This is a genomic window from Gluconacetobacter dulcium (assembly GCF_014174165.1).
Classification (GTDB): Bacteria; Pseudomonadota; Alphaproteobacteria; order Acetobacterales; family Acetobacteraceae; genus Gluconacetobacter; species Gluconacetobacter dulcium.
The window spans coordinates 21620-41302 of record NZ_JABEQN010000021.1 but is presented as its reverse complement, the minus strand read 5'-3'; the positions used below and the strand labels follow the sequence as shown (position 1 = coordinate 41302).

The following is a 19683-nucleotide window of genomic DNA, read 5'->3' as shown; positions in this document are numbered from 1 at the left end:
GCTTATCGCGGGACGTGGTTCGTCTTCAGAGGTTATAAGCTCCCGCATATTCCTTGACCCTGGAGTTTCCGGTTCGTGCCAGGGGGTAAGGTCAATGGAGGGAAGGATCGGTCTGCCGCGAACCGTCCTCGCCGATACGGGCTTCGCCAGTCGCAAGGCCGTCGAAACATTGCAGGCCAGGGGCGTGGACCCGCTGGTTGCCATCGGACGCCCCATGGATCGGCGCTCTTATGATTTCCGGCCAGAGCCGCCACCCAATGAACCGCGTCGGATCACCGAACGCTGGCGTCTGGATATGAAGACCAGGCTCCAAAAGGACCCGGCAAAAGCCCTCGTCGCCCTCGCATACAATTGCCGCAGGATCGCCCGACTGACCGCCGCGTAAACGCCGGTGTCTTCGTCACTCATCACGACCGCAACGCCCAACCCGACAGCCTGCTAGGACAGGATCAGACGGCCGCCCGATTCCGAGAGGTGGCAGCCGAGGAGCCTTTGCACGGAGCGGGCGAAATCGGCGGGGCGCAGCAGATCGAAGCTGCCCGTGACGCGGTTGCGGGCAACGCGGTCGTTCGTGATTTCGATCCTGGTGCGGGAATAGCGGCTGAACTGGGCGGCGGCCTCGGCGACGGGCGTATTGCTGAGAACTGCCTGGGCCTCGCGCCACGCGCGGCTGCTCAGAATCCCGGTTGCGGAGAGCGGGTGGGGGATGAACGTCGTCTGGTCGGGCGCGTCGTCGCCCGGCAGGTGATAGATCGCCGGCCCTTGCAGCACCGTGTGCAGGCTGCCGTTGGAAACGCCGATGGCCCCCCGATAGGCGACCAGGGTGGGGCGCGCGGCGTCGAGCGCCAGGTCGAAATCGGCATCGGCTGCCTGGAACACGAACCGCCCCACCGAGACGCGCGCCGTCGCCCGCGCCGCCTGCACGCCGATGCGCCCCGACAGCACGCGGATGCCCCGCCCGGTGCGCGCGGAAGCGGGCACGTACGCGGCCGAGAGCGCATCCAGCGTGACGATGGCATCCTGCCACGCGTAGCGCCTGGGCGATTCCTGCTCGCGGCGCAGCAGCGTGACGCGGTCGGGCGGGATGGCCCCGGCGACGAGGCCGGCTGCGCAGGCGGCCGCGGCGCCGGCGAATAGGTGCCGTCGGCCGACGGACGGGGCGCGTGGCCGCGCGACCTCCCGCAGGAGGGGCGCTTCGGCCGTCGTGTAGTTCAGTGCGCGGTAGATGGCCTGGGCGCGGACATAGGCGCCGACATTGCGGCTGTCATGCTTCAGCCATCTGTCGAAGCGTGCCTGTTCGGATGGCGACAGGTGCCCGCGATCCTGGGCCGCGACCCAGCGCCCCGCCTGTTCGGTCCGTGCGTCGGGTCGGGGGCATTCTGGTGGCCCGCTCTCTTCGCTCACTGGCGATCACCTGCCTGGCGTTTGCTGTCGGGTAGGGAGATCGGCTTGCGCCTGACCGCTTCGGGCGCTCTTTCGATACGTCGATCGCTGCCGGCGTGGGACGCGAGGCGGGCCAGGCCGTTGGCAATCTGTCGTTCTACCGAACGTTCCGAAATCCGAAGTTTTTGTGCAATCTGCGTATAGGTCAAGCCGTATATCTTTTTTAGAACGAATACATCGCGGCAGAGCGCCGGCAATTTGAGCATGCCCGCCTTGAGATGGTCCATTTCCTGCCGGCCCGCGGCGATCCGTTCCGGCGAGGGGGCGGCGTCCGCGATATCGGCTGTGTCCCAGTCCAGGTCGCGGTCCAGGTAATGGATATTCGCCCTGCGTGCCGATTCGATCACCAGGTTGCGGGCGCAGTGGAAGAAGAGGGAGCGCCCGTCGCGGATGTCCCCCGGATTGGAGGCGCAGAGGCGGGCATAGCATTCCTGGATGATGTCCTCGGCGCTTGTGCCGACCAGCGGGAAGCGCCGCAGCCATCGCCGGATCGCGCCTTCGTGCGGCAGGACATCGTCGACGATCCAGGAGAGCCGGCTGTCGTCGGGAAGGTCGGGCCGCGTTTCGCCGGCATGGTTTCCGCTGTCTGCGCGCACGGTGATTCGGACTTCCCCTGATGAAGACGCCCGGTGTCGTGACAGCATCATGCGATGGCGTAAAGAGCGCCCGGGGATGATCTTGATCCGCATGGCATGGGGGAGGCGGAGGGAAATGTGTGTCAGTGGCGCTTTTCTGTTCGTTTCGTAATGCGTGTAATAAAAATGAAATATTGAAGACGCGAATCTTTAACGAATTTGCGGGGAACCGCGGGGAGGGGATGTGGGGCCGGTGCGCGTCTTCCTGCATGCACGCTCTTTTCTGCCGGAGGTTCCATCGCAATGCGTCGTTCGACTGTCCTGGTTTCGGGGCTTCTGCTTGGTACAACGATATCGTCACATCCGGTGCTGGCTGCGACGCATGTTTTCGATATCCCGGCGACGAGCCTGCCCGCCGCGCTCGCCCTCTATCAGAAGGCCACCGGGATCGGCGTGATTGCGAACGGGCAGAACGCGGAAAATATCAGAGTGCATGCTGTAAAGGGCGTCATGGATGACAGGGCCGCGCTGTCGGCCATGCTGGCGGGTTCGGCGCTGGTCGTTGGCGAGTTCAACGGCCGTGATGCGGTGATCCGCCGGAAGCCTGTGGCACCGAAGGCGGTGTCTCATGTGCGCGATGAAGAACAGCTCGACGTGATCGGCCACCGCTCGGTCGTGACCAGGAAGCGGAATTCGGACGTTCTTGTCGACAGCATCGCTTATAACGATACGTCGAGCCTGGGTGGCGGGGCGTCCTCGGTCGCCGACCTGCTGGTTCTGCTGCCCGGTGTGACGGGCATTCAGGATGGCGACGAGCCGCGTTTCGTGAGTGTGCGGGGTATTTCGCCCGATCTGAACCAGACGACGCTGAACGGAATCACGCTGGCGACGATCGGGGACAACGGCGGCGGGACACGCCGCGTCAATCTTCAGAACATACCCGGAGAATTGACGGGCGAGGACGATATCTACAAGACGTTTACCGCCGAGCAGGATGGTGGGGCGATCGGCGCGGTCATCGACATGACGCCGCGCAGTGCCTTCGACTACAAGGGGCTGTACAAATATTTCACCGCCTACGGTGTCTACAACACCTACAAGGGGGCTGCCGGCGCCAACCGTGTGCCGGGGCAGGCGGGCCATCTGGCGCAAGGTGCGAAGGGCGTTCTGTCCGATCGGTTCGGCAAGGACAAAGAGTTCGGCATCATCGTTTCCATGCGCTACCAGAACCGTGTGCGCAATTCCTACAAGAACTGGCAGACGGACAGCTATTTCTACGACGACAAGGGATTGCCGGTAGGCGGGGAGAGTAACAACATTCCCAGCCGCGCCCTGGGATGGAACGGCCTGGAGGCGCCGCAGGACATCGAATACGGAAATTATTCCAATTCGATCACGAATTTGGGTGGGTCGGGACGGCTGGAATGGCGGCCCCACGATTCGGGGTGGAGCACGTCGCTGATGGGATATACCTATGAGCGGTGGGAACATTCCACGATGAACCACACCTATCTTCTGCTGGACAACCCGCAGATATGGGATCAGACGCCGACCAGCGGGCGGGAACTGGTCTATCGCTCGTCGAGCTATGTTCGGCGCGACCGCTGGCAGAGCGACAGCAGCGGCGTGCTGGGCGACGTGGGCTGGCATGACAATATCTCGGCCCTCAAGCTGAAGGTTGGTTATACCTGGGAGGATTACCAGAATTACCAGCCGCGCCTGACGGCCTATGCCTATCCGAAAAAGCAGGGGCTCTACCCGCTTTATGCCGATTATACCATCAAGGACGATTTCGCGTCGATGCCCAGCGTCAGCGACCCTGACAAGCTGCGGGCGATGAAATACAATCTGAGCCAGATCCAGCGCTATCACGACAAGGCGCGGGAGGGCGTGACGAATGTCAGGCTGGACTATACGCGCAATATCGGACCGAACGTGCATGGATTCGGTCTGGCCACCGGCTTCGAGTGGCGGACGCTGAACGTGACGGACCAGATGAACTATGAGGATTACGTCGCGGGCGGCGATGCCTCGGACTATATGTATTTTCCGAATTTCGTGCCGCCGGGCTCGCACTATACACTGCCCTGGATCGATATGGGGAAATTCCCCTGGGCCAGGCAGAAGCTGGACGTGGCCACCAGCCGGAACGATACGCTGGAATCGTTCTATCGCTATCGGGAGCAGTTGATCGACGGGTATCTGTCACTGCACTACAAATGGCGGGACTCGCTGCTGATCGCCGGCGTGCGGGCGGATTCGGTCAGTTTCAGCAGCCTGCTGCCGCAGGTCGAAAACGGCACGGCGACGGGGGCGATGGGAACCAACCATGGCGGTTACCTGCACCCGTTGCCGTCGGTGACGTTCGTTCATGACTTCCCTTACGCGGTCAAGCTGCGGGCGTCGTACAGCCAGAGCGTCGGGCGGCCGATGCCCTCACAGATCGCGCAGGTGCAGAAGATGACCTGCGGCGACGACCAGCGCGGCGGGACCGAATGCACGCTCTCGCGCGGCAATCCGAACTTGCGGCCACGTCAGGCGCAGAATTTCGATGCGTCGGTCGAGAAATATTTCAACCACAATCATGGTGTCGTCAGCGTCGCCTATTTCGACAAGATGATAAAGCACGATATCTACACGCTGCTGGATCATGAGATGATCAACGGCATGCCGACATCGGTGACCCAGCCGCTGAACGCCACCAATTCGTCGCTGATGGGTGTGGAAGGGTCGCTGGTCGAGGAGGGGCTGCGCGGCCCGCTTGGGCAGCGTTTCGATATCTCGGTCAACGGAACGTGGATGCACGGCTCGATGATCTATGCGTCGTCCAGCGGGTCTTACAAGCTGAACCAGTTGCCCGATCAACCGAACTATATCTTCAACGGTGCCGTGACGTGGCATGTGCCGCAGATGCGGGGCGCGGTGCGGGCGACACTGTCCTACACGCCTAAATATCTGACAGACCCCGCGTCGCAGCCCTGGGAGAATGTGGGGTATGGCGAACTGACGAGCCTGGACCTGGCGGCGTGGAACGACATCACCGACCATATTCGCCTGAAATACGAGGTGGATAACCTGATCGGTGCCCATCGCACCTATGTGCAGGGCACCAACCTGCAACGGATCAATGAGAAGGATTATTACGGTCGTAGCATCTACTTTCAAGTCGTGGTCGACTGAAGGGCCGCCTGCGGTATTCCTTCCCTTTTTATCGAGCGGTTACTGGAGCATTTCTACCGAATTGGTTTTCGGTGGAAATGCTCTGGCGTTTGCGGCATGGATGCTGCGTCCTGCTGGTTTGCGATTGGTTGTCCGCTCTGACGGACATCGGCACGGTTTGCATAGGCGTGGATTTCTGCCGATGGCCCGGTTGGAGGCCGAAATAGGCGGTTTCCGTCGCATCCACGCAGAAGGGGGCAGGTTTCGGTGCCGATTGCCCCTTCAGATGGGTCGGTTTTCCATGCCGGTTCACAGATGTGTGCCGGCGTGGGATCTCTGACGGCATGAAGACGGCGGTGGAAACGGTCTTTATGCGCACGGCATCGAACGGTTATCGTCGCTTTTTGTAACTTTTCGCTCATGTTTTTGGGAGAGCCGCAGGCCCGCACGCCAGCGGCTGTCTTCGTCGCGCCTGAAATTTCGCTGCTATGCGAAGATGAATGGCTGGCGTCTGGATTGCTGCATTCATTCGGCGCCCACGGGTGCGCAGCCGGAATAGCGGGACAAGACGGTCCGGGACATGGTCCGGGCCGGGCGCACGACGCTGGTGCCTTATGCTGGACCGTTTGATGATGTGTGCGGCCGCTCGGCTGCCGTCTGGAGCCGCTTCTGATCCCTATCAGAACGAACGATCCCGCGCGGACTTCTCCAGAGGGGCAGAATTCAATGCCGATTGATATCATGCATCTGTGATCGCTCGTGCCTGTTTTTGGCCTCGACAAGGCGTTGAGCCGGCCCCTAGATTTCACCCAACAAGTGTTTGGTAGGTTTGGCGGCGTGAGGGGGATGCAGGTGCCTGGGCATCGTGAGGATCGAGAGGGGATGACGTGTGATGTCGTGATCGTCGGGGCGGGGCCTGCGGGTCTGGCGGCGGCGATCCGGCTCAAGCAGCGCTCACCCGAGCTTCAGGTCATCGTGGTCGAGAAAGGGGCGGAAACCGGTGCCCATATCCTCTCCGGCGTGGTCATGGACCCGATGGGTCTGGATGCGCTGCTGCCGGGGTGGCGGGAAGAGGACGATCGCCCGCTTCGCCAGGAGGTGGTGGAGGACCGATTTGCGTTCCTGACGCGGGAGCGGGCGTTTTCCGTGCCGGAAATGCTGTTTCCGGCACGCCTGAGCAACAAGGGATGTTTCGTCGGCTCGCTGGGCGAGGTGACGCGGTATCTGGCGGGCCGGGCGGAAGGGCTTGGGGTCGAGATCTATACCGGGTTCGCGGCGACCGAGATCCTGTATGACGAGACCGGTCGGGTCGCGGGCATTGCGACCGGCGACATGGGGGTCGGCAAGGATGGCCAGCCGACCGCGGCGTTTACGCCGGGCATGGAACTGCGCGCGCGCTACACCCTGTTGGCGGAAGGGGCGCGTGGTTCGCTGAGCAAGCAGGTCATTGCGCGCCATGGGCTGGACCGTGATTCAGGATTTCAGAAATACGGGCTCGGGATCAAGGAAGTGTGGGAGGTCGCGCCGGGGAAATGTCATCCCGGCCTGATCCGGCATACGGTGGGATGGCCGCTGGACCGGCATACGGGGGGTGGGTCGTTCGTCTATCACGGTGCCGATCAACTGGTGACGGTGGGGTTCGTCGTTCATCTGGATTATGCCAACCCGACCCTGTCGCCGTTCGACGAGTTTCAGCGTTTCAAGACGCATCCGTCCATGCGCGATCTGCTGGCCGGGGGGCGTCGGGTGGCCTATGGCGCGCGGGCCCTGACCGAGGGCGGATGGCAGGCGGTGCCGCGTGTGGCCTTTCCGGGCGGGGCGCTGATCGGCTGTGCGGCGGGATTCATGAATGTCGCGCGGATCAAGGGATCGCATAACGCCATCCTCTCCGGCATGCAGGCGGCGGATGCGATTGTCGCGGAGCCGGATCTGCCCGAGCCGCGATCTTATGAGGCGGGATGGCGGATGTCCGCGATCGGGCGGGATCTGTACCCTGTCCGCAACGTCAAGCCGCTGTGGTCGCGCTTCGGGCTGGCGGGGCTGGCGCTCGGCGGGCTGGACATGTGGGCGCATGCGCTGGCGGGGGGCTCGGTTCTGGGGACGCTGCGCCATCGCAAGGCCGATCATGCCAGCCTGCGGCCACGCGCCGAGGTGACGCCGATCGTCTATCCGAATCCGGACGGGGTGCTGACCTTCGACCGGTTGTCCTCGGTGTATCTGTCGGGGGTGAATCACGAGGAAAATCAGCCCTGCCATCTGCGGCTGGCCGATCCGCTGCTGCCGATCCGCGAGAACCTGCCCCGGTTTGGCGAGCCTGCGCGGCTCTATTGTCCGGCGGGGGTCTATGAGGTTGCGGTGGCGGCGGATGGAGCGGCCTCCTTCGTGATCAACGCGCAGAACTGCGTGCATTGCAAGACCTGCGACATCAAGGACCCGGCCCAGAACATTACCTGGACCCCGCCCGAGGGCGGTGGTGGCCCCAATTACGCGAATATGTGAGGCCAAGACATGAACGATATCGAAAACGAAATGCCGTTTCGGACCTGCGCGGTGATCGGCGCCGGGACCATGGGGGCCGGGATCGCGGCGCATATGGCCAATGCCGGGGCGCGGGTCGTGCTGCTGGACCTGGATGCCGAGGTCGCCGCCCGTGCGGTGGAGCGGCAGGTCAAGGCCGGGGGCTTCATGCTGCCCGGTTTCGCGGACCGGGTGCGGACCGGCAGCACGCGCAGCGACATGGCATTGCTGGCGGATGCGGACTGGATCGTGGAGGCGGTGGCCGAGCGGCTGGACGTCAAGCGCGGCCTGTTCGCGGAGATCGCGCGGGTCAGGAAGCCGGGATGCGTGCTGTCGTCCAACACATCGACGATTCCGCTGCGCGATCTGGTGGAGGGCATGGACCCGGCGCTGGCTCGTGATGTGCTGATTGCGCATTTCTTCAATCCACCGCGCCAGATGCGCCTGCTGGAACTGGTGACCGGGCCGCGGACCGATCCGGACAGCGTGGCGCGGCTGAGCCGCTTTATCGATGTCGGCCTCGGCAAGAGCATTGTGGCCTGCAACGACACGCCGGGGTTTATCGCCAATCGCATCGGCTGTTTCTGGCTGGCGGCGGGGTTGGGCGAAGCCTTGCGGCTGGGGATCGACGTGGAGACCGCCGACGCGGTGATGGGCAAGCCGTTCGGCCTGCCGCGTACGGGCGTGTTCGGGTTGTACGACCTGATCGGCATTGACCTGATGCCGGGGCTGATCCGCTCGCTTCAGGCCAATCTGCCGGCTGGGGACGCCATTCATGCCTATGACGCCGAGCCCGCGCGCGTCACCGCGATGCTGGCGCAGGGGCTGACGGGGCGCAAGGGCGGCGGCGGCTTCTACCGGATGGTCGCGGGACGCGGGGCGCGGGAGGTGCTGGACCTTTCCGGCGGGGCGTATCGCGACCCGCGCCCGGCGCCTGTGCTGGAGGAGGAGCCGCGCCGGCTCATGGCGGGGGACGATCTCGCGGGGCGCTATGCCTGGGCGGTGATGTCGCGCACCCTGGCCTATGCGGCGTCTCTGGTGCCGGAGATCGCGGATCGGCCCGACCAGGTGGATGAGGCCATGCGGCTTGGCTATGGCTGGACCTATGGGCCGTTCGAGTTGATCGACCGGATCGGGGCGGAATGGCTGGCCGGCCGGCTGGCCGAGGACGGGCAGCCGGTGCCCGCTCTTTTGCAGGCGGCCTCCGCCGGTGGGTTCTATCGTGTCGCGGAGGGTGCGCGCGAGGTTCTGGTACCGCGGGCGCAGGGGGCGGTGCATGCGCGTCTGGAGCCGGCCGAAGGCGTCATCGCGCTGCCGGCGCTGCGTCTGGCACGGCAACCGGTCTGGTCGAGCGAGGCCGCGTCGCTGTGGGATCTGGGCGAGGGTGTGGGGCTGTTTGCCTTCCAGACCCGGCTGAACGTCTTTACCGCGCCGCTGATCGAGGCCGTGCAACGGGTTGCGGCCGTCGTGCCGGATCATTTCGATGCGCTGGTCGTGGGGAATGACGGGCCGGTCTTCAGTGCCGGCGCGGACCTGAAAGCCATGCTGGCGCTGTCGGAAGGCAATGACCGGGCGGGGCTTGAAGCGTTTCTGTGCGCCGGGCAGCAGGCGTTCGATGCGCTGGCCGGAGCGTCGTTTCCGGTGGTCGGGGCGGTTGGGGCGCTGGCTGTCGGCGGAGGGTGTGAATGTCTGCTCCATGCCCATCGGGTGGTGGCCCATGCCGAGGCGCGGATCGGGCTGGTCGAGGCGCAGGTCGGGCTGGTGCCGGGCTGGGGTGGGGTGGCGGCGTGGCTGGCGCGGCATCAGGCCGCCGGGCTGGATGCGGGCGCTGCGGCCGCCGCGACGCTGCGGGCCGTGGTGCGGGGCGTGACGTGGCCGGGCGCCTTCTGTGCGCGGGAGGCCCGCCTGCTGCGGCCGGATGATCGCATCGTGATGAATGCCGACAGGCTGATCGCCGAGGCCCGTACCGTCGCGCAGGCGTTGCGGCCCGGTTTCCGGCCGCCCGTCGCGCCGGATCTGCATCTGCCGCCGCGCGCGGTGCTGGAGGGCGTGGTGGCGGACCTGGCGCCTTCTCTCGCGCCGCATGACCGCGTGATTGCAGGGGCGCTGGCCGACATTCTGTCCGGTGACGGGCGGCCTGTCCGTGTCGCGGACCTGAATACGCGTGTGACGGAATGCTTTCTGGACCTCGCCTTTACCGACCCGACCAGGGCGCGCATGCGCCAGATGATCGCTACCGGAAAACCCCTGCGCAACTGACGGGCGGCACGCCGCACAGCCACGCCGCACATTGCACATCGTACAAGAAGGAAGAACAGGACATGCCAGCCTACAAGGCTCCGGTCGAGGATATGATGTTCGTGCTGAAGGATGTCCTTGGCGCCGAACAGGTCTTTGCCGAAATCCCCGCTTATGCGGAGATCGATACCGATGTGGTCGGGACCGTGCTGGAAGAGGCCGGGCGTTTCTGCGCCGAGATTCTCCAGCCGCTGAACATGAGCGGCGATGCCGAGGGCTGCCGCCTGGAAGACGGCGTGGTGCGGACGCCGAAAGGTTTCGCGGAAGCCTATGCGGCGTTCTCCGACGCCGGATGGGGTGGGCTGTCGGCGTCGCCCGATCATGGCGGGCAGGGGTTGCCGCGCACGGTACAGATTCTCGTGGACGAGATGCTGTCGGCCGCCAATCTGTCGTTCGGGCTGTTTCCCGGCCTGACGCGCGGGGCGTATGAAGCGATCGAGGCGCATGGCGACGAAACGCTGAAAGCGCTTTATCTGCCCAAGATGATTGCCGGGACCTGGACCGGTGCGATGGCGCTGACCGAAGGGGGGGCCGGGTCCGACCTGGGCTTGCTGAAGGCGACGGCGGCGCCGCGCGGCGATGGTTCGTACACCGTGACCGGATCGAAGATCTTCATTTCCTCCGGCGATCATGACATGGCGGAGAACGTCGTTCATCTCGTGCTGGCGCGGTTGCCGGGGGCGCCGGCGGGCACGCGGGGCATCAGCCTGTTTCTCTGCCCGAAATTTCTGCCCGATCCGGATGGGGCGCCGGGTGCGCGCAATGCCATCTCGGTCGGGGCGCTGGAACACAAGATGGGCATTCATGCCCAGCCGACCTGCGTCATGAATTATGACGGGTGCCAGGGCTGGCTGGTGGGGGAGGAACATCGTGGCCTCGTCGCGATGTTTACCATGATGAATGCCGAGCGGCTGTTCGTCGGCGTGCAGGGGCTGGGGGTGGCCGATGCCTCCTACCAGACCGCCGCGACCTATGCGCGCGAGCGGTTGCAGGGGCGGGCGACGGATGGGGCCGGCACCGCGCCGATCATTGCCCATCCGGATGTGCGGCGGATGCTGCTGTCGATGCTGTCCTTCATCGAGGCCGGGCGGGTCCTGAGCCTGTTTACGGCGCTGGAGATGGACAAGGAGAAATTCCATCCCGATCCGGAGGTCCGGCGCGTGTCGGGCGGGCTGGTGGCGCTGCTGACGCCGGTGATCAAGGCGGCGCTGACCGATTTCGGGTTCGAGGCCGCCGTGCTGGGCCAGCAGGTGCTGGGCGGACATGGCTATATCCGGGAATGGGGGCAGGAGCAGTTCGTCCGCGATGCCCGGATCGCCATGATCTACGAGGGGACGAACGGCATCCAGGCACAGGATCTGGTGGTGCGGAAACTGCCGCTGGACGGGGGGCGCCCTGTCCGGATGTTCCTCGGGCTGATCAGGGAGACGGTGGAGCAGGCGGAGGGCGTTGCCGAGGCTGCCGCGCTCCGCGTGGCCGTGGCGGAGGCGCTGGCGCATCTGGAGCCGGTGACGGCGCGGCTGATCGACGGCGATCTTGCCGGACTGGACGAGCGCAATGCGGCGGCGACCGACTATCTGCGCCTGTTCGCGCTGGTGGCCTTCGGCTGGCTGTGGCTGCGGATGACCCTGACCGTGGTGACGATGGGGGAGAACGCGGATGCCCATGCGCGGCGCAAGATCGCGGTCGGCCGGTTCTTTGCCGGCCGCGTCCTGCCGCAGGCGGGGGCGCTGGCGCGGCAGATCGGCGCGGGGAATGCGCCCCTCATGGCGCTGGCCGCCGGGGATTTCTGACGCGTGGCCCCGGATATGATCCACGGAGGAAAAGCATCCATGAAAACGATCCTTGTTCCGGTCAAGATGGTTCTCGATTCCAACGCGCGGCCGCGCGTCCGGACGGATGAAAGCGGTATCGACCTCTCCGGCATGCGCATGGCGATCAATCCGTTCTGCGAGATCGCGGTGGAGGAAGCGCTGCGCCTGAAGGAGGCCGGGCTGGCCGAGGAGGTCGTCGTGGTCTCCATCGGGCCGGTCAAGGCGCAGGATACGCTGCGTCAGGCTCTGGCGATGGGGGCCGACCGGGCCACGCTGATCCAGACCGACGAGACGGTCGAGCCGCTGGCGGTGGCCAAGCTGCTGCGTGCGGTGGTGGGGGAGGAACAGCCGGACCTCGTTATCCTGGGCAAGCAGGCGATCGACGATGATTGCAACCAGACCGGCCAGATGCTGGCGGCGCTGCTGGGCTGGCCCCAGGCGACGTTCGCCTCCGCCGTGCGGTTCGTGGACGGGCGGCTGCTGGTGACACGGGAGATCGATGCCGGGTTGCAGACGCTGTCGCTGCCGCTGCCGGCGGTGGTGACCTCGGATCTGCGCCTCAACGAGCCCCGGCATTGCGCGCTGCCCAACATCATGAAGGCCCGCAAGAAGCCGCTGAAGATCGGCACGCCTGCCGATTATGGCGTGGAGATCGACCGGCGGCTGAAGATTCTCGCGGTGCGGCCGCCCGCCGGGCGCAAGCCGGGCATCCGGGTGGCGACCGCGTCCGAACTGGTCGGAGACCTGCGCGCGGCGGGGCTTGTCTGACACGTTTCCTTTGCAACCGCGTGAGGGCGGAGATCGGTATGACGACACTTCTTATCGCGGATCACGACAATCGCGTGCTCTCCGACGCGACGGCCCGCGCCCTGAGCGCGCTGGGGGCGATCGACGATGCGGTGCATGTTCTGGTCGCGGGACATCAGGCCGGCCCGGTGGCCGCGCAGGCTGCGAAACTGCAAGGCGTGGGGCGGGTGCTCCTGGCGGATGACGAGGCGTTCGCGCACGGGCTGGCCGAGCCGGTGGCCGCGCTCGTTCTGTCGCTGGCCGGGGGGTATCGGGTGATCGCCGCGCCGGCGACCTCCGGCGGCAAGGATGTGCTACCGCGTGTCGCGGCGCTGCTCGACGTGATGCAGGTTTCCGATGTGGTGCGGGTGGTTTCGCCGGATACGTTCGAGCGACCGATCTATGCCGGCAATGCGGTCGCCGTGGTGCAGAGCACGGATGAAAAGACACTTCTGACGATCCGGACATCGGCCTTTTCCGCCGCCGGGGTGGGCGACGCTGCCGCGCCGGTCGAGGCGGTGGGGGTGCCCGAGGGCGACTGGCGGGCGCGCTTCGCGGGCGAGACGCTGAGCAGCAGCGACCGGCCGGATCTGGCGTCGGCCCGGATCGTCGTCTCCGGCGGGCGGGCGCTGGGATCGGCCGAAAAGTTCCAGGAGGTTCTCGGTCCGCTCGCGCAACGGCTGCATGCCGCCATCGGCGCGTCGCGCGCGGCGGTCGATGCCGGATACGCCGCCAATGACCTACAGGTGGGCCAGACCGGCAAGGTCGTGGCGCCCGACCTGTATATCGCGCTGGGCATTTCCGGGGCGATCCAGCATCTGGCCGGCATGAAGGACTCGAAAGTGATCGTGGCGATCAACAAGGATGAGGATGCGCCGATCTTCCAGGTGGCCGATTACGGCATCGTCGGCGATCTGTTCGAGATCGTTCCCGAACTGGAAAAGGCGCTTGGCTGACCGGTCGGGTCAGCGCGACGAGGAAGAGACATCATGATACATGAAGATCCTGCCGTGATCGTTGCGGCCGCACGGACCCCGCTGGGGCGGTTTCTGGGCGATCTGTCCGCCGCCACGGCGCCGATGCTGGGGGCGACCGCCATTCGCGGTGCGCTGGGCCGGGCCGGACTGGCGCCCGACAGGGTGGATATGGTGACCATGGGCTGCGTTCTGGGAGCGGGGATCGGGCAGAATCCGGCCCGCCAGGCGGCGTTGGGCGCGGGCCTGCCGCAGGGGACGGCGGCTGCGACGGTCAACAAGGTCTGTGGCTCGGGCATGATGGCGGTGTTCATGGCGCGGGATGCGCTGCTGGCGGGATCGACGACGGTTGCCGTGGCGGGCGGGATGGAATCCATGTCGAACGCGCCCTATCTGCTGCCGCGCGCGCGCACGGGCTACCGCATGGGACACGAGACGGTCGTGGACCACATGCTGCGCGACGGGCTGGAAGATGCCTATGAAGACGGCCGGTCTATGGGCGATTTCGGCGAGGCCACGGCGGAGGCGTACGGGTTCAGCCGCGCGGACCAGGACCTCTATGCCGCACGGACGCTGACGCGCGCGCAGGCGGCGATTGCGGACGGTGCGTTTACGCAGGAGATCGAGCCCGTGACGCTGGCCACCCGCAAGGGGGACGTGCGCGTCGCGGTGGACGAGAACCCGCCGAAGATTTCGCCGGAGAAGATTCCCACCCTCAAGCCCGCCTTTCGCCGGGATGGCACGATCACCGCCGCCAGTTCGTCGGCGATCGCCGATGGGGCGGCGGCGATGGTGCTGGCGCGCCGGTCGTTCGCGCTGGGGGCGGGGCTGCCGGTTCTGGCCGAGATCCGCGCCTGCGCGACCCATTCGCAGGAGCCGGCCTGGTTCACCACCGCGCCCATTCCGGCCATTCGCAAGGTTCTGGATCGGGCCGGGTGGTCGGTCGGCGATGTCGATCTCTTCGAGATCAACGAGGCATTCGCCGTGGTGGCCATGTCGGCGCAGCGGGACCTGGGCATTCCGGCGGACCGGCTGAACGTGCATGGCGGGGCCTGTGCGCTGGGGCACCCGATCGGTGCGACGGGCGCGCGCATCATCGTCACCCTGCTCCATGCCCTGCGCGCGCGTGGTGCGCGGCGCGGGGTTGCGGCGTTGTGCATCGGGGGAGGGGAGGCCACCGCGATCGCCATCGAGATCGCAGCCTGATCCGCCACCCGGACAAGAAACAAGAAAAACGGAAAGAGTGACCGATATGGGCGAGGATCGTGTTCGACATGCCGGCATGCGGCGCAGGATTTGCAGCGCCGAGGACGCCGCGGGCCATATCCAGCATGGCATGACGCTGGCCACGGGGGGCTTTACGCCGTCCGGCACGCCGAAGGCCGTGCCCAGGGCCCTGGTCCGCCGGGTGGAAGAGGCGCGGCAGGGTGGCATGCCCTTTGCGGTGCGTCTGTTTACCGGGGCCTCGACCAGCCCGGAACTCGATGGCGGGCTTGCGCGGGCGCACGGCGTGAGTTTTCGCATTCCCTATAATGGCGACCCCGACATGCGCGGGCGGATCAATGCCGGGGAGACGGCCTATGTCGATACCCATCTGAGCCGCCTGGCGCCCTGGGTGCGGGCGGGTTTCTTCGGCAGGATCGACGTGGCCGTGGTGGAGGCGGCGGCGATCCGGGAGGATGGCGCGATCGTGCCGACGCTCTCGATCGGCAATAACAAGACGTGGCTCGACATGGCCGACAAGGTCATCATCGAGGTCAATGAATGGCATAATCCGGCCATCGAGGGACTGCACGACATCTGGGCGGGCGATACCCTGCCGGCCGATCGGCGCGAACTGCCGCTGCGCCGCCCCGAGGACCGGATCGGCGAGACGGTGCTGCATGTCGATCCGGCCAAGGTGGCTGCGATCGTCCTGACGAACGAGCCTGATCTGAACGCGTCCTTTCGCGAGGCGGATGGCGCGGCGCGGGCGATTTCGGGCCATCTGATGGAATTCTTCCGCCATGAGGTTTCGCGCGGGCGCCTGCCCGCGTCGCTGCCGCCGATTCAGTCCGGGGTCGGGAATGTCGCCAATGCGGTGATGGCGGGGTTGGCCGAGGGGCCGTTTGACGATCTGGTGGCCTATACCGAGGTGATTCAGGACGGCATGCTGGCCATGCTTCATTCGGGCAAGATGCGGGCGGCTTCGGGGGCGGCGTTTTCGGTCAGTGCCGGGGCCTCCGCGCTGCTGAACCGCGAGATGGCGGCGTTTCGGAAAAAGATCGTGCTGCGGCAACAGGAAGTCAGCAACAATCCGGAGATCGTCCGGCGGCTGGGCTGTATTGCCATGAACACGATGATCGAGGCCGATATCTACGGCAACGTGAACTCCACGCGCGTCATGGGGTCGCGCGTGCAGAACGGGATCGGCGGATCGGGGGATTTCGCGCGCAGTGCCCATGTCTCGATCTTCATGGCGCCGTCGACGGCGAAGGGCGGCAGCATTTCCGCCATCGTGCCGATGATGGCGCATGTCGATCACGTCAATCAGGACGTGCAGGTGCTGGTGACGGAACAGGGGCTGGCCGACCTGCGGGGATTGTCGGCGCGCGAGCGGGCGCGGCTGATTATCGACCGGTGCGCCCATCCCGAATACCGACCGATGCTGAAGGATTATCTGGACCGCGCCGAGCGTGGTGTCTTCGGTGGCGAGACGCCGCATCTGTTGCGGGAATCCCTGTCCTGGCACCAGCGCTTTATCGAGACCGGGTCGATGCGCGCGTGACGGCAGGGTTTCGAGAGAGGTGGATATGACTGAAGAACTGACGATTGATGACGGGAAGCTGACGATCCGGGTCGTGGCGATGCCAAGCGATACCAATCCCTCGGGCGATATTTTCGGTGGCTGGCTGATGTCGCAGATGGATCTGGCCGCCAGCACGACCGCCGCGCTGACCGCGCGGGGGCGGTGTGCCACGGTGGCGATCGACGGGGTGGTGTTTCACCATCCCGTCGCCGTGGGGGACGAGGTCAGTATTTATACCCGTCTGCTGAAGGTGGGGCGGACCTCGATGACGATCGACGTTCAGGCCTGGCGGCGGGTCCGGCATACGACGGAAATCCAGAAGGTGACACAGGGCTGTTTCGTGTTCGTCGCGCTGGATGCGGAGGGACGGCCGCGCCAGGTGGCCGTGTAGGCGACGCCGGGGACTTTGGCGTCGGGCGGGGTTCGTGGGGGCGGCCTCCGTGCTATAGGACCGGAATGGATGATGACGCCGTTGCCGGAACGCCTGCCGTGACCCGCTGCCGATGGGCGCAGACGGACCCGTTGCTGCGGGCCTATCACGACCAGGAATGGGGCGTGCCGGTGCATGACAGCCGGATGCTGTGGGAAATGCTGTGTCTGGAAGGGTTCCAGGCCGGTCTGTCCTGGCTGATCGTGCTGCGGCGGCGGGAGGGATTTCGGCGCGCGTTCGCGGGGTTCGATCCCGAGCGGGTCGCGGGTTTCGGGGCGGCGGACGTGGAGCGCCTGATGGCGGACCCCGGAATTATCCGGGCGCGCGCCAAGATCGAGGCGACGATCGGCAATGCGCGGGCCTATCTGGCGATGATGGAACGCGGGGAGGATTTCGCCGACTTTGCCTGGAGCATGGTGCCGGAGGCGCCGGTGCGGAACATGACCGGGGCGGTCTTGGCGCAGTCGCCCTTGTCGCAGGCGATGGCGAAGGCGCTCAAGGCGCGGGGGTTCCGGTTCGTCGGGCCGGTGATCGTTTATGCCTGGATGCAGGCTGTCGGCATGATCGACGACCATGATCCCGCGTGCTTTCGCCATCGTCGGCAGGGCGCGGGGTGAAGAGCGGGGTGTCGTTCGTACCCGTGGCGTGCGGTGCCGGCCGTCCTGACTTTTTATAATCTTTTTATAATCTGCGTTCGCATTCCGCGAGGAACGGTGTGAGCGCGGGGTTCAGGTTGCCGGGTCGCCAGGCCACGACGTGATTGACGATCGGTGCGTTGTCGAGATCACGGAAAACGACGCCGCCGCTGCTCGCTTTCCGGATTCCGGCGGGGACCAGGGCGACGCCCAGCCCTTCGGCGACCAGATTGACGATCGTATGCTGATATTGCGTTTCCAGCCGGATGATCGGCTCGAAACCGCCTGATCGGCAATATCGGATGATGGCCTCCCGCAGCATCGTGGAGACCTCGACCGGTGCCGCGAGCAGGGGTTCGTCTTCCAGGTCCCTGGCTTCGATCCGCGCGCGGAGGGCGAGCGGGTGGTTCGCCGGCACGGCCAGGCAGAGCGGTTCGCTGAGGATCGCGCTTGTTTGCAGCCCGCGAATGAAGCCGGGATCGAACATGATCCCCGCGTCGAAACGGCCCGCCAAGATGTCGGCGGCGAGCGAGCCCGGAATGACCTCGCGCAGCCGGGTATGGACCATGGGATAATGCGCCACGTAACGGCGCACGAGGCTGGGGATCACCGTGTAGGTGGCATACATCATGAAGCCGATGGAAAGCTCGCCAAGCTGGCCGTGTTCCGCGAGCTGGGCGTTGGCGCAGGCCTGATCGAACGCGGCCAGGACCGCCTTGGAATCGTCGAGGAAACGCTGGCCGGCACGGGTGAGGGTCGCGTGGCGTGAGTTGCGTTCGAGCAGGCGGACGCCCAGTTCCTTCTCCAAAGCCGCGATCTGGCGGCTGAGGGGCGGCTGGCTCAGATGCAGGCGTTCGGCCGCGCGCCCGAAATGCAGCGTTTCGGCCAGCACGACGAAATAGCGCATCTGTCGAATGTCGATCATGGCAGGGCCATCATGGCTGGGAATCCGCACGCGAAAGGCTGGGAGGCTGCGTCGGAAGCCTCGTGGGGCGGGCCGGACGGCCGCTTTCCCTCCAGAATATCAGGCGAGGGGAGCGGTCTGGAACAGCGTTACGCGCAGGCCGCCATGCGGTATTGGCGCGGTGTTGGGCAGGAAGGGCAGGCCGGTGGCATGGGCCAGGCCGGATTCGGTTGTGACGAGGCCGACGCGCCAGCCGCTGAAATGGGTCGCCAGCGTGCGCCCCAACGCGCGGTAGAGGGGGAGCAGGGCTTTTCTGTCGCCGATGCGGGTGCCGTAGGGGGGATTGACGATGACCAGTCCCGGCGTGTCGCAGGGGGGGCGGATGTCGCTGATCGGGGTCTGCTGGAACGTCGTCCAGGGGGTGACGCCCGCGCGTTCGGCGTTCGCGCGGCTCATGGTGATGGCCCCGGCGTCGCGGTCGCTGCCGTAGGAGCGGGATGTCGGTGTGCGCATGCTTTTGACGTCGCGCATTTTCCGCCAGGCGGCTTCGTCGAAATTGGCCAGGTGCTCGAACGCGAAATGGCGCGAGCGGCCGGGATTGAGCCGGGCCGCGATCTCGGCTGCTTCGATGACGAAGGTGCCCGAGCCGCACATCGGGTCGAATACCGGCTCGTTGCCGTCATAGCCGCATTGCAGGAGGAAGAGCGAGGCCATGGTTTCGCGCATGGGGGCACGGTTGACGGCCTGCTTGTGGCCGCGCCGGTGCAGCAGGTCCCCGGAACTGTCGATGCTGATCGTGCAGAGATCGTGGTCGATCCTGACCCGGATCGTGAGGTCGGCATCGGGTGAGCAGGGGGCGCCGATGGTCCTGCGGATCGCATTCTCGATCCGTTCGGCGGCGGCGCCGGCGTGGTAGATGCGCGACCCGGTGCAGGATGCTTCGACCCGGAAGGGGATATCGGGGCGCAGGAGGCCGGCCCACGGCACCAGCCGCGCGCGGTGGTCGAGCTGGGCGAGATGGACGACCTTGAAGGCGTCGATGCGCGCCAGGATACGATTGGCCCCCCGGACCCAGAGATTGGCCCGCCAGACTTCCGGCCAGCCGCCCCTGATGACGACGCCGCCGGGAACGGCATGGGGCTGCCTGAAGCCCTTCAGGCGTATTTCGCCACACAGTGCGTCTTCCTGGCCCGGTGCTGTGGCGAGGAAGATCTCGAAATCCCGGTCTTGCGTCATCGGGCCTGCATGGCAGGAAGCCGCGGCCACAGCAACCGGCATGCCCTCCGGCATGGGGGCGCATGGTATGTCGTGGTGGAGGAATTTATAAATAATTCAATATGATGGATGAATTTCTTTCGAG

At 65.8% G+C, this 19683-nt stretch carries 14 protein-coding genes and 1 pseudogene; 11 read left to right on the top strand and 4 right to left on the bottom strand.

The genetic code is table 11. The annotated features are described in order from the left end of the window. Positions 1 to 85: 85 nt before the first annotated feature. Positions 86 to 385: pseudogene (locus HLH25_RS15440) on the top strand (IS5/IS1182 family transposase); the annotation flags it as partial. 53 nt (positions 386 to 438) lie between these two features. On the opposite strand, the gene HLH25_RS15435 reads toward HLH25_RS15440, so the two are convergent. Further along, positions 439 to 1404 carry a FecR family protein gene (locus HLH25_RS15435; RefSeq protein ID WP_182974921.1) on the bottom strand — a complete coding sequence of 322 codons (966 nt, stop codon included), beginning with the start codon at positions 1402 to 1404 and terminating at the stop codon, positions 439 to 441. Continuing rightward, entirely contained in the window at positions 1401 to 2039 is a 639-nt protein-coding gene (locus HLH25_RS15430) for an RNA polymerase sigma factor (protein ID WP_220791844.1), read from the bottom strand. Before HLH25_RS15430 ends, HLH25_RS15435 begins: the two co-directional genes overlap by 4 nt. A gap of 282 nt (positions 2040 to 2321) precedes the next feature. Here HLH25_RS15430 and HLH25_RS15425 point away from each other — a divergent pair, with 282 nt between their 5' ends. The 10 genes from HLH25_RS15425 (at position 2322) to HLH25_RS15380 (ending at position 17401) form a co-directional block, all read left to right on the top strand. Continuing rightward, positions 2322 to 5198, top strand: coding sequence for a TonB-dependent receptor (locus tag HLH25_RS15425; RefSeq protein WP_182974919.1), 2877 nt, complete (start codon positions 2322 to 2324; stop codon positions 5196 to 5198). A gap of 861 nt (positions 5199 to 6059) precedes the next feature. Beyond that, positions 6060 to 7676: an electron transfer flavoprotein-ubiquinone oxidoreductase gene (locus HLH25_RS15420; protein WP_182974918.1), complete on the top strand. Its 1617-nt coding sequence runs from the start codon at positions 6060 to 6062 to the stop codon at positions 7674 to 7676. A gap of 9 nt (positions 7677 to 7685) precedes the next feature. Next, complete coding sequence (locus HLH25_RS15415) at positions 7686 to 9953, top strand: 3-hydroxyacyl-CoA dehydrogenase/enoyl-CoA hydratase family protein (RefSeq protein ID WP_220791843.1); 2268 nt, start codon at positions 7686 to 7688, stop codon at positions 9951 to 9953. A 62-nt stretch (positions 9954 to 10015) separates the two neighbouring features. Continuing rightward, positions 10016 to 11785 (top strand): acyl-CoA dehydrogenase C-terminal domain-containing protein, encoded by a 1770-nt coding sequence (locus HLH25_RS15410; RefSeq protein WP_182974917.1) that lies wholly within the window; start codon positions 10016 to 10018, stop codon positions 11783 to 11785. A 39-nt stretch (positions 11786 to 11824) separates the two neighbouring features. Further along, positions 11825 to 12574: an electron transfer flavoprotein subunit beta/FixA family protein gene (locus HLH25_RS15405; RefSeq protein ID WP_182974916.1), complete on the top strand. Its 750-nt coding sequence runs from the start codon at positions 11825 to 11827 to the stop codon at positions 12572 to 12574. Positions 12575 to 12612: 38 nt separating this feature from the next. Then, complete coding sequence (locus HLH25_RS15400) at positions 12613 to 13548, top strand: electron transfer flavoprotein subunit alpha/FixB family protein (RefSeq protein WP_182974915.1); 936 nt, start codon at positions 12613 to 12615, stop codon at positions 13546 to 13548. Between the two features lie 33 nt (positions 13549 to 13581). Further along, positions 13582 to 14772 (top strand): thiolase family protein, encoded by a 1191-nt coding sequence (locus tag HLH25_RS15395; protein WP_182974914.1) that lies wholly within the window; start codon positions 13582 to 13584, stop codon positions 14770 to 14772. Positions 14773 to 14818: 46 nt separating this feature from the next. After that, on the top strand, positions 14819 to 16333 hold the full coding sequence (locus HLH25_RS15390; RefSeq protein WP_182974913.1) for a succinate CoA transferase: 1515 nt from the start codon (positions 14819 to 14821) through the stop codon (positions 16331 to 16333). 25 nt (positions 16334 to 16358) lie between these two features. Next, on the top strand, positions 16359 to 16745 hold the full coding sequence (locus HLH25_RS15385) for an acyl-CoA thioesterase (RefSeq protein WP_182974912.1): 387 nt from the start codon (positions 16359 to 16361) through the stop codon (positions 16743 to 16745). Between the two features lie 65 nt (positions 16746 to 16810). Continuing rightward, the gene (locus HLH25_RS15380) at positions 16811 to 17401 is read left to right on the top strand and encodes a DNA-3-methyladenine glycosylase I (RefSeq protein WP_182974911.1); all 591 of its coding nucleotides are present in this window, start codon (positions 16811 to 16813) and stop codon (positions 17399 to 17401) included. A 64-nt stretch (positions 17402 to 17465) separates the two neighbouring features. Here HLH25_RS15380 and HLH25_RS15375 read toward each other — a convergent pair whose 3' ends face one another. Then, on the bottom strand, positions 17466 to 18344 hold the full coding sequence (locus HLH25_RS15375) for a LysR family transcriptional regulator (RefSeq protein WP_182974910.1): 879 nt from the start codon (positions 18342 to 18344) through the stop codon (positions 17466 to 17468). 99 nt (positions 18345 to 18443) lie between these two features. After that, positions 18444 to 19559 carry a THUMP domain-containing class I SAM-dependent RNA methyltransferase gene (locus tag HLH25_RS15370; protein WP_182974909.1) on the bottom strand — a complete coding sequence of 372 codons (1116 nt, stop codon included), beginning with the start codon at positions 19557 to 19559 and terminating at the stop codon, positions 18444 to 18446. Positions 19560 to 19683: the final 124 nt, after the last annotated feature.

What these genes read in the sequence shown, in the direction of transcription:
- HLH25_RS15425 (WP_182974919.1), top strand. Translation starts at nt 2,322, where the DNA reads ATGCGTCGTTCGACTGTCCTGGTTTCGGGGCTTCTGCTTGGTACAACG.
- HLH25_RS15420 (WP_182974918.1), top strand. Translation starts at nt 6,060, where the DNA reads ATGACGTGTGATGTCGTGATCGTCGGGGCGGGGCCTGCGGGTCTGGCG.
- HLH25_RS15415 (WP_220791843.1), top strand. Translation starts at nt 7,686, where the DNA reads ATGAACGATATCGAAAACGAAATGCCGTTTCGGACCTGCGCGGTGATC.
- HLH25_RS15410 (WP_182974917.1), top strand. Translation starts at nt 10,016, where the DNA reads ATGCCAGCCTACAAGGCTCCGGTCGAGGATATGATGTTCGTGCTGAAG.
- HLH25_RS15405 (WP_182974916.1), top strand. Translation starts at nt 11,825, where the DNA reads ATGAAAACGATCCTTGTTCCGGTCAAGATGGTTCTCGATTCCAACGCG.
- HLH25_RS15400 (WP_182974915.1), top strand. Translation starts at nt 12,613, where the DNA reads ATGACGACACTTCTTATCGCGGATCACGACAATCGCGTGCTCTCCGAC.
- HLH25_RS15395 (WP_182974914.1), top strand. Translation starts at nt 13,582, where the DNA reads ATGATACATGAAGATCCTGCCGTGATCGTTGCGGCCGCACGGACCCCG.
- HLH25_RS15390 (WP_182974913.1), top strand. Translation starts at nt 14,819, where the DNA reads ATGGGCGAGGATCGTGTTCGACATGCCGGCATGCGGCGCAGGATTTGC.
- HLH25_RS15385 (WP_182974912.1), top strand. Translation starts at nt 16,359, where the DNA reads ATGACTGAAGAACTGACGATTGATGACGGGAAGCTGACGATCCGGGTC.
- HLH25_RS15380 (WP_182974911.1), top strand. Translation starts at nt 16,811, where the DNA reads ATGGATGATGACGCCGTTGCCGGAACGCCTGCCGTGACCCGCTGCCGA.
- HLH25_RS15375 (WP_182974910.1), bottom strand. Translation starts at nt 18,344, where the DNA reads ATGATCGACATTCGACAGATGCGCTATTTCGTCGTGCTGGCCGAAACG.
- HLH25_RS15370 (WP_182974909.1), bottom strand. Translation starts at nt 19,559, where the DNA reads ATGACGCAAGACCGGGATTTCGAGATCTTCCTCGCCACAGCACCGGGC.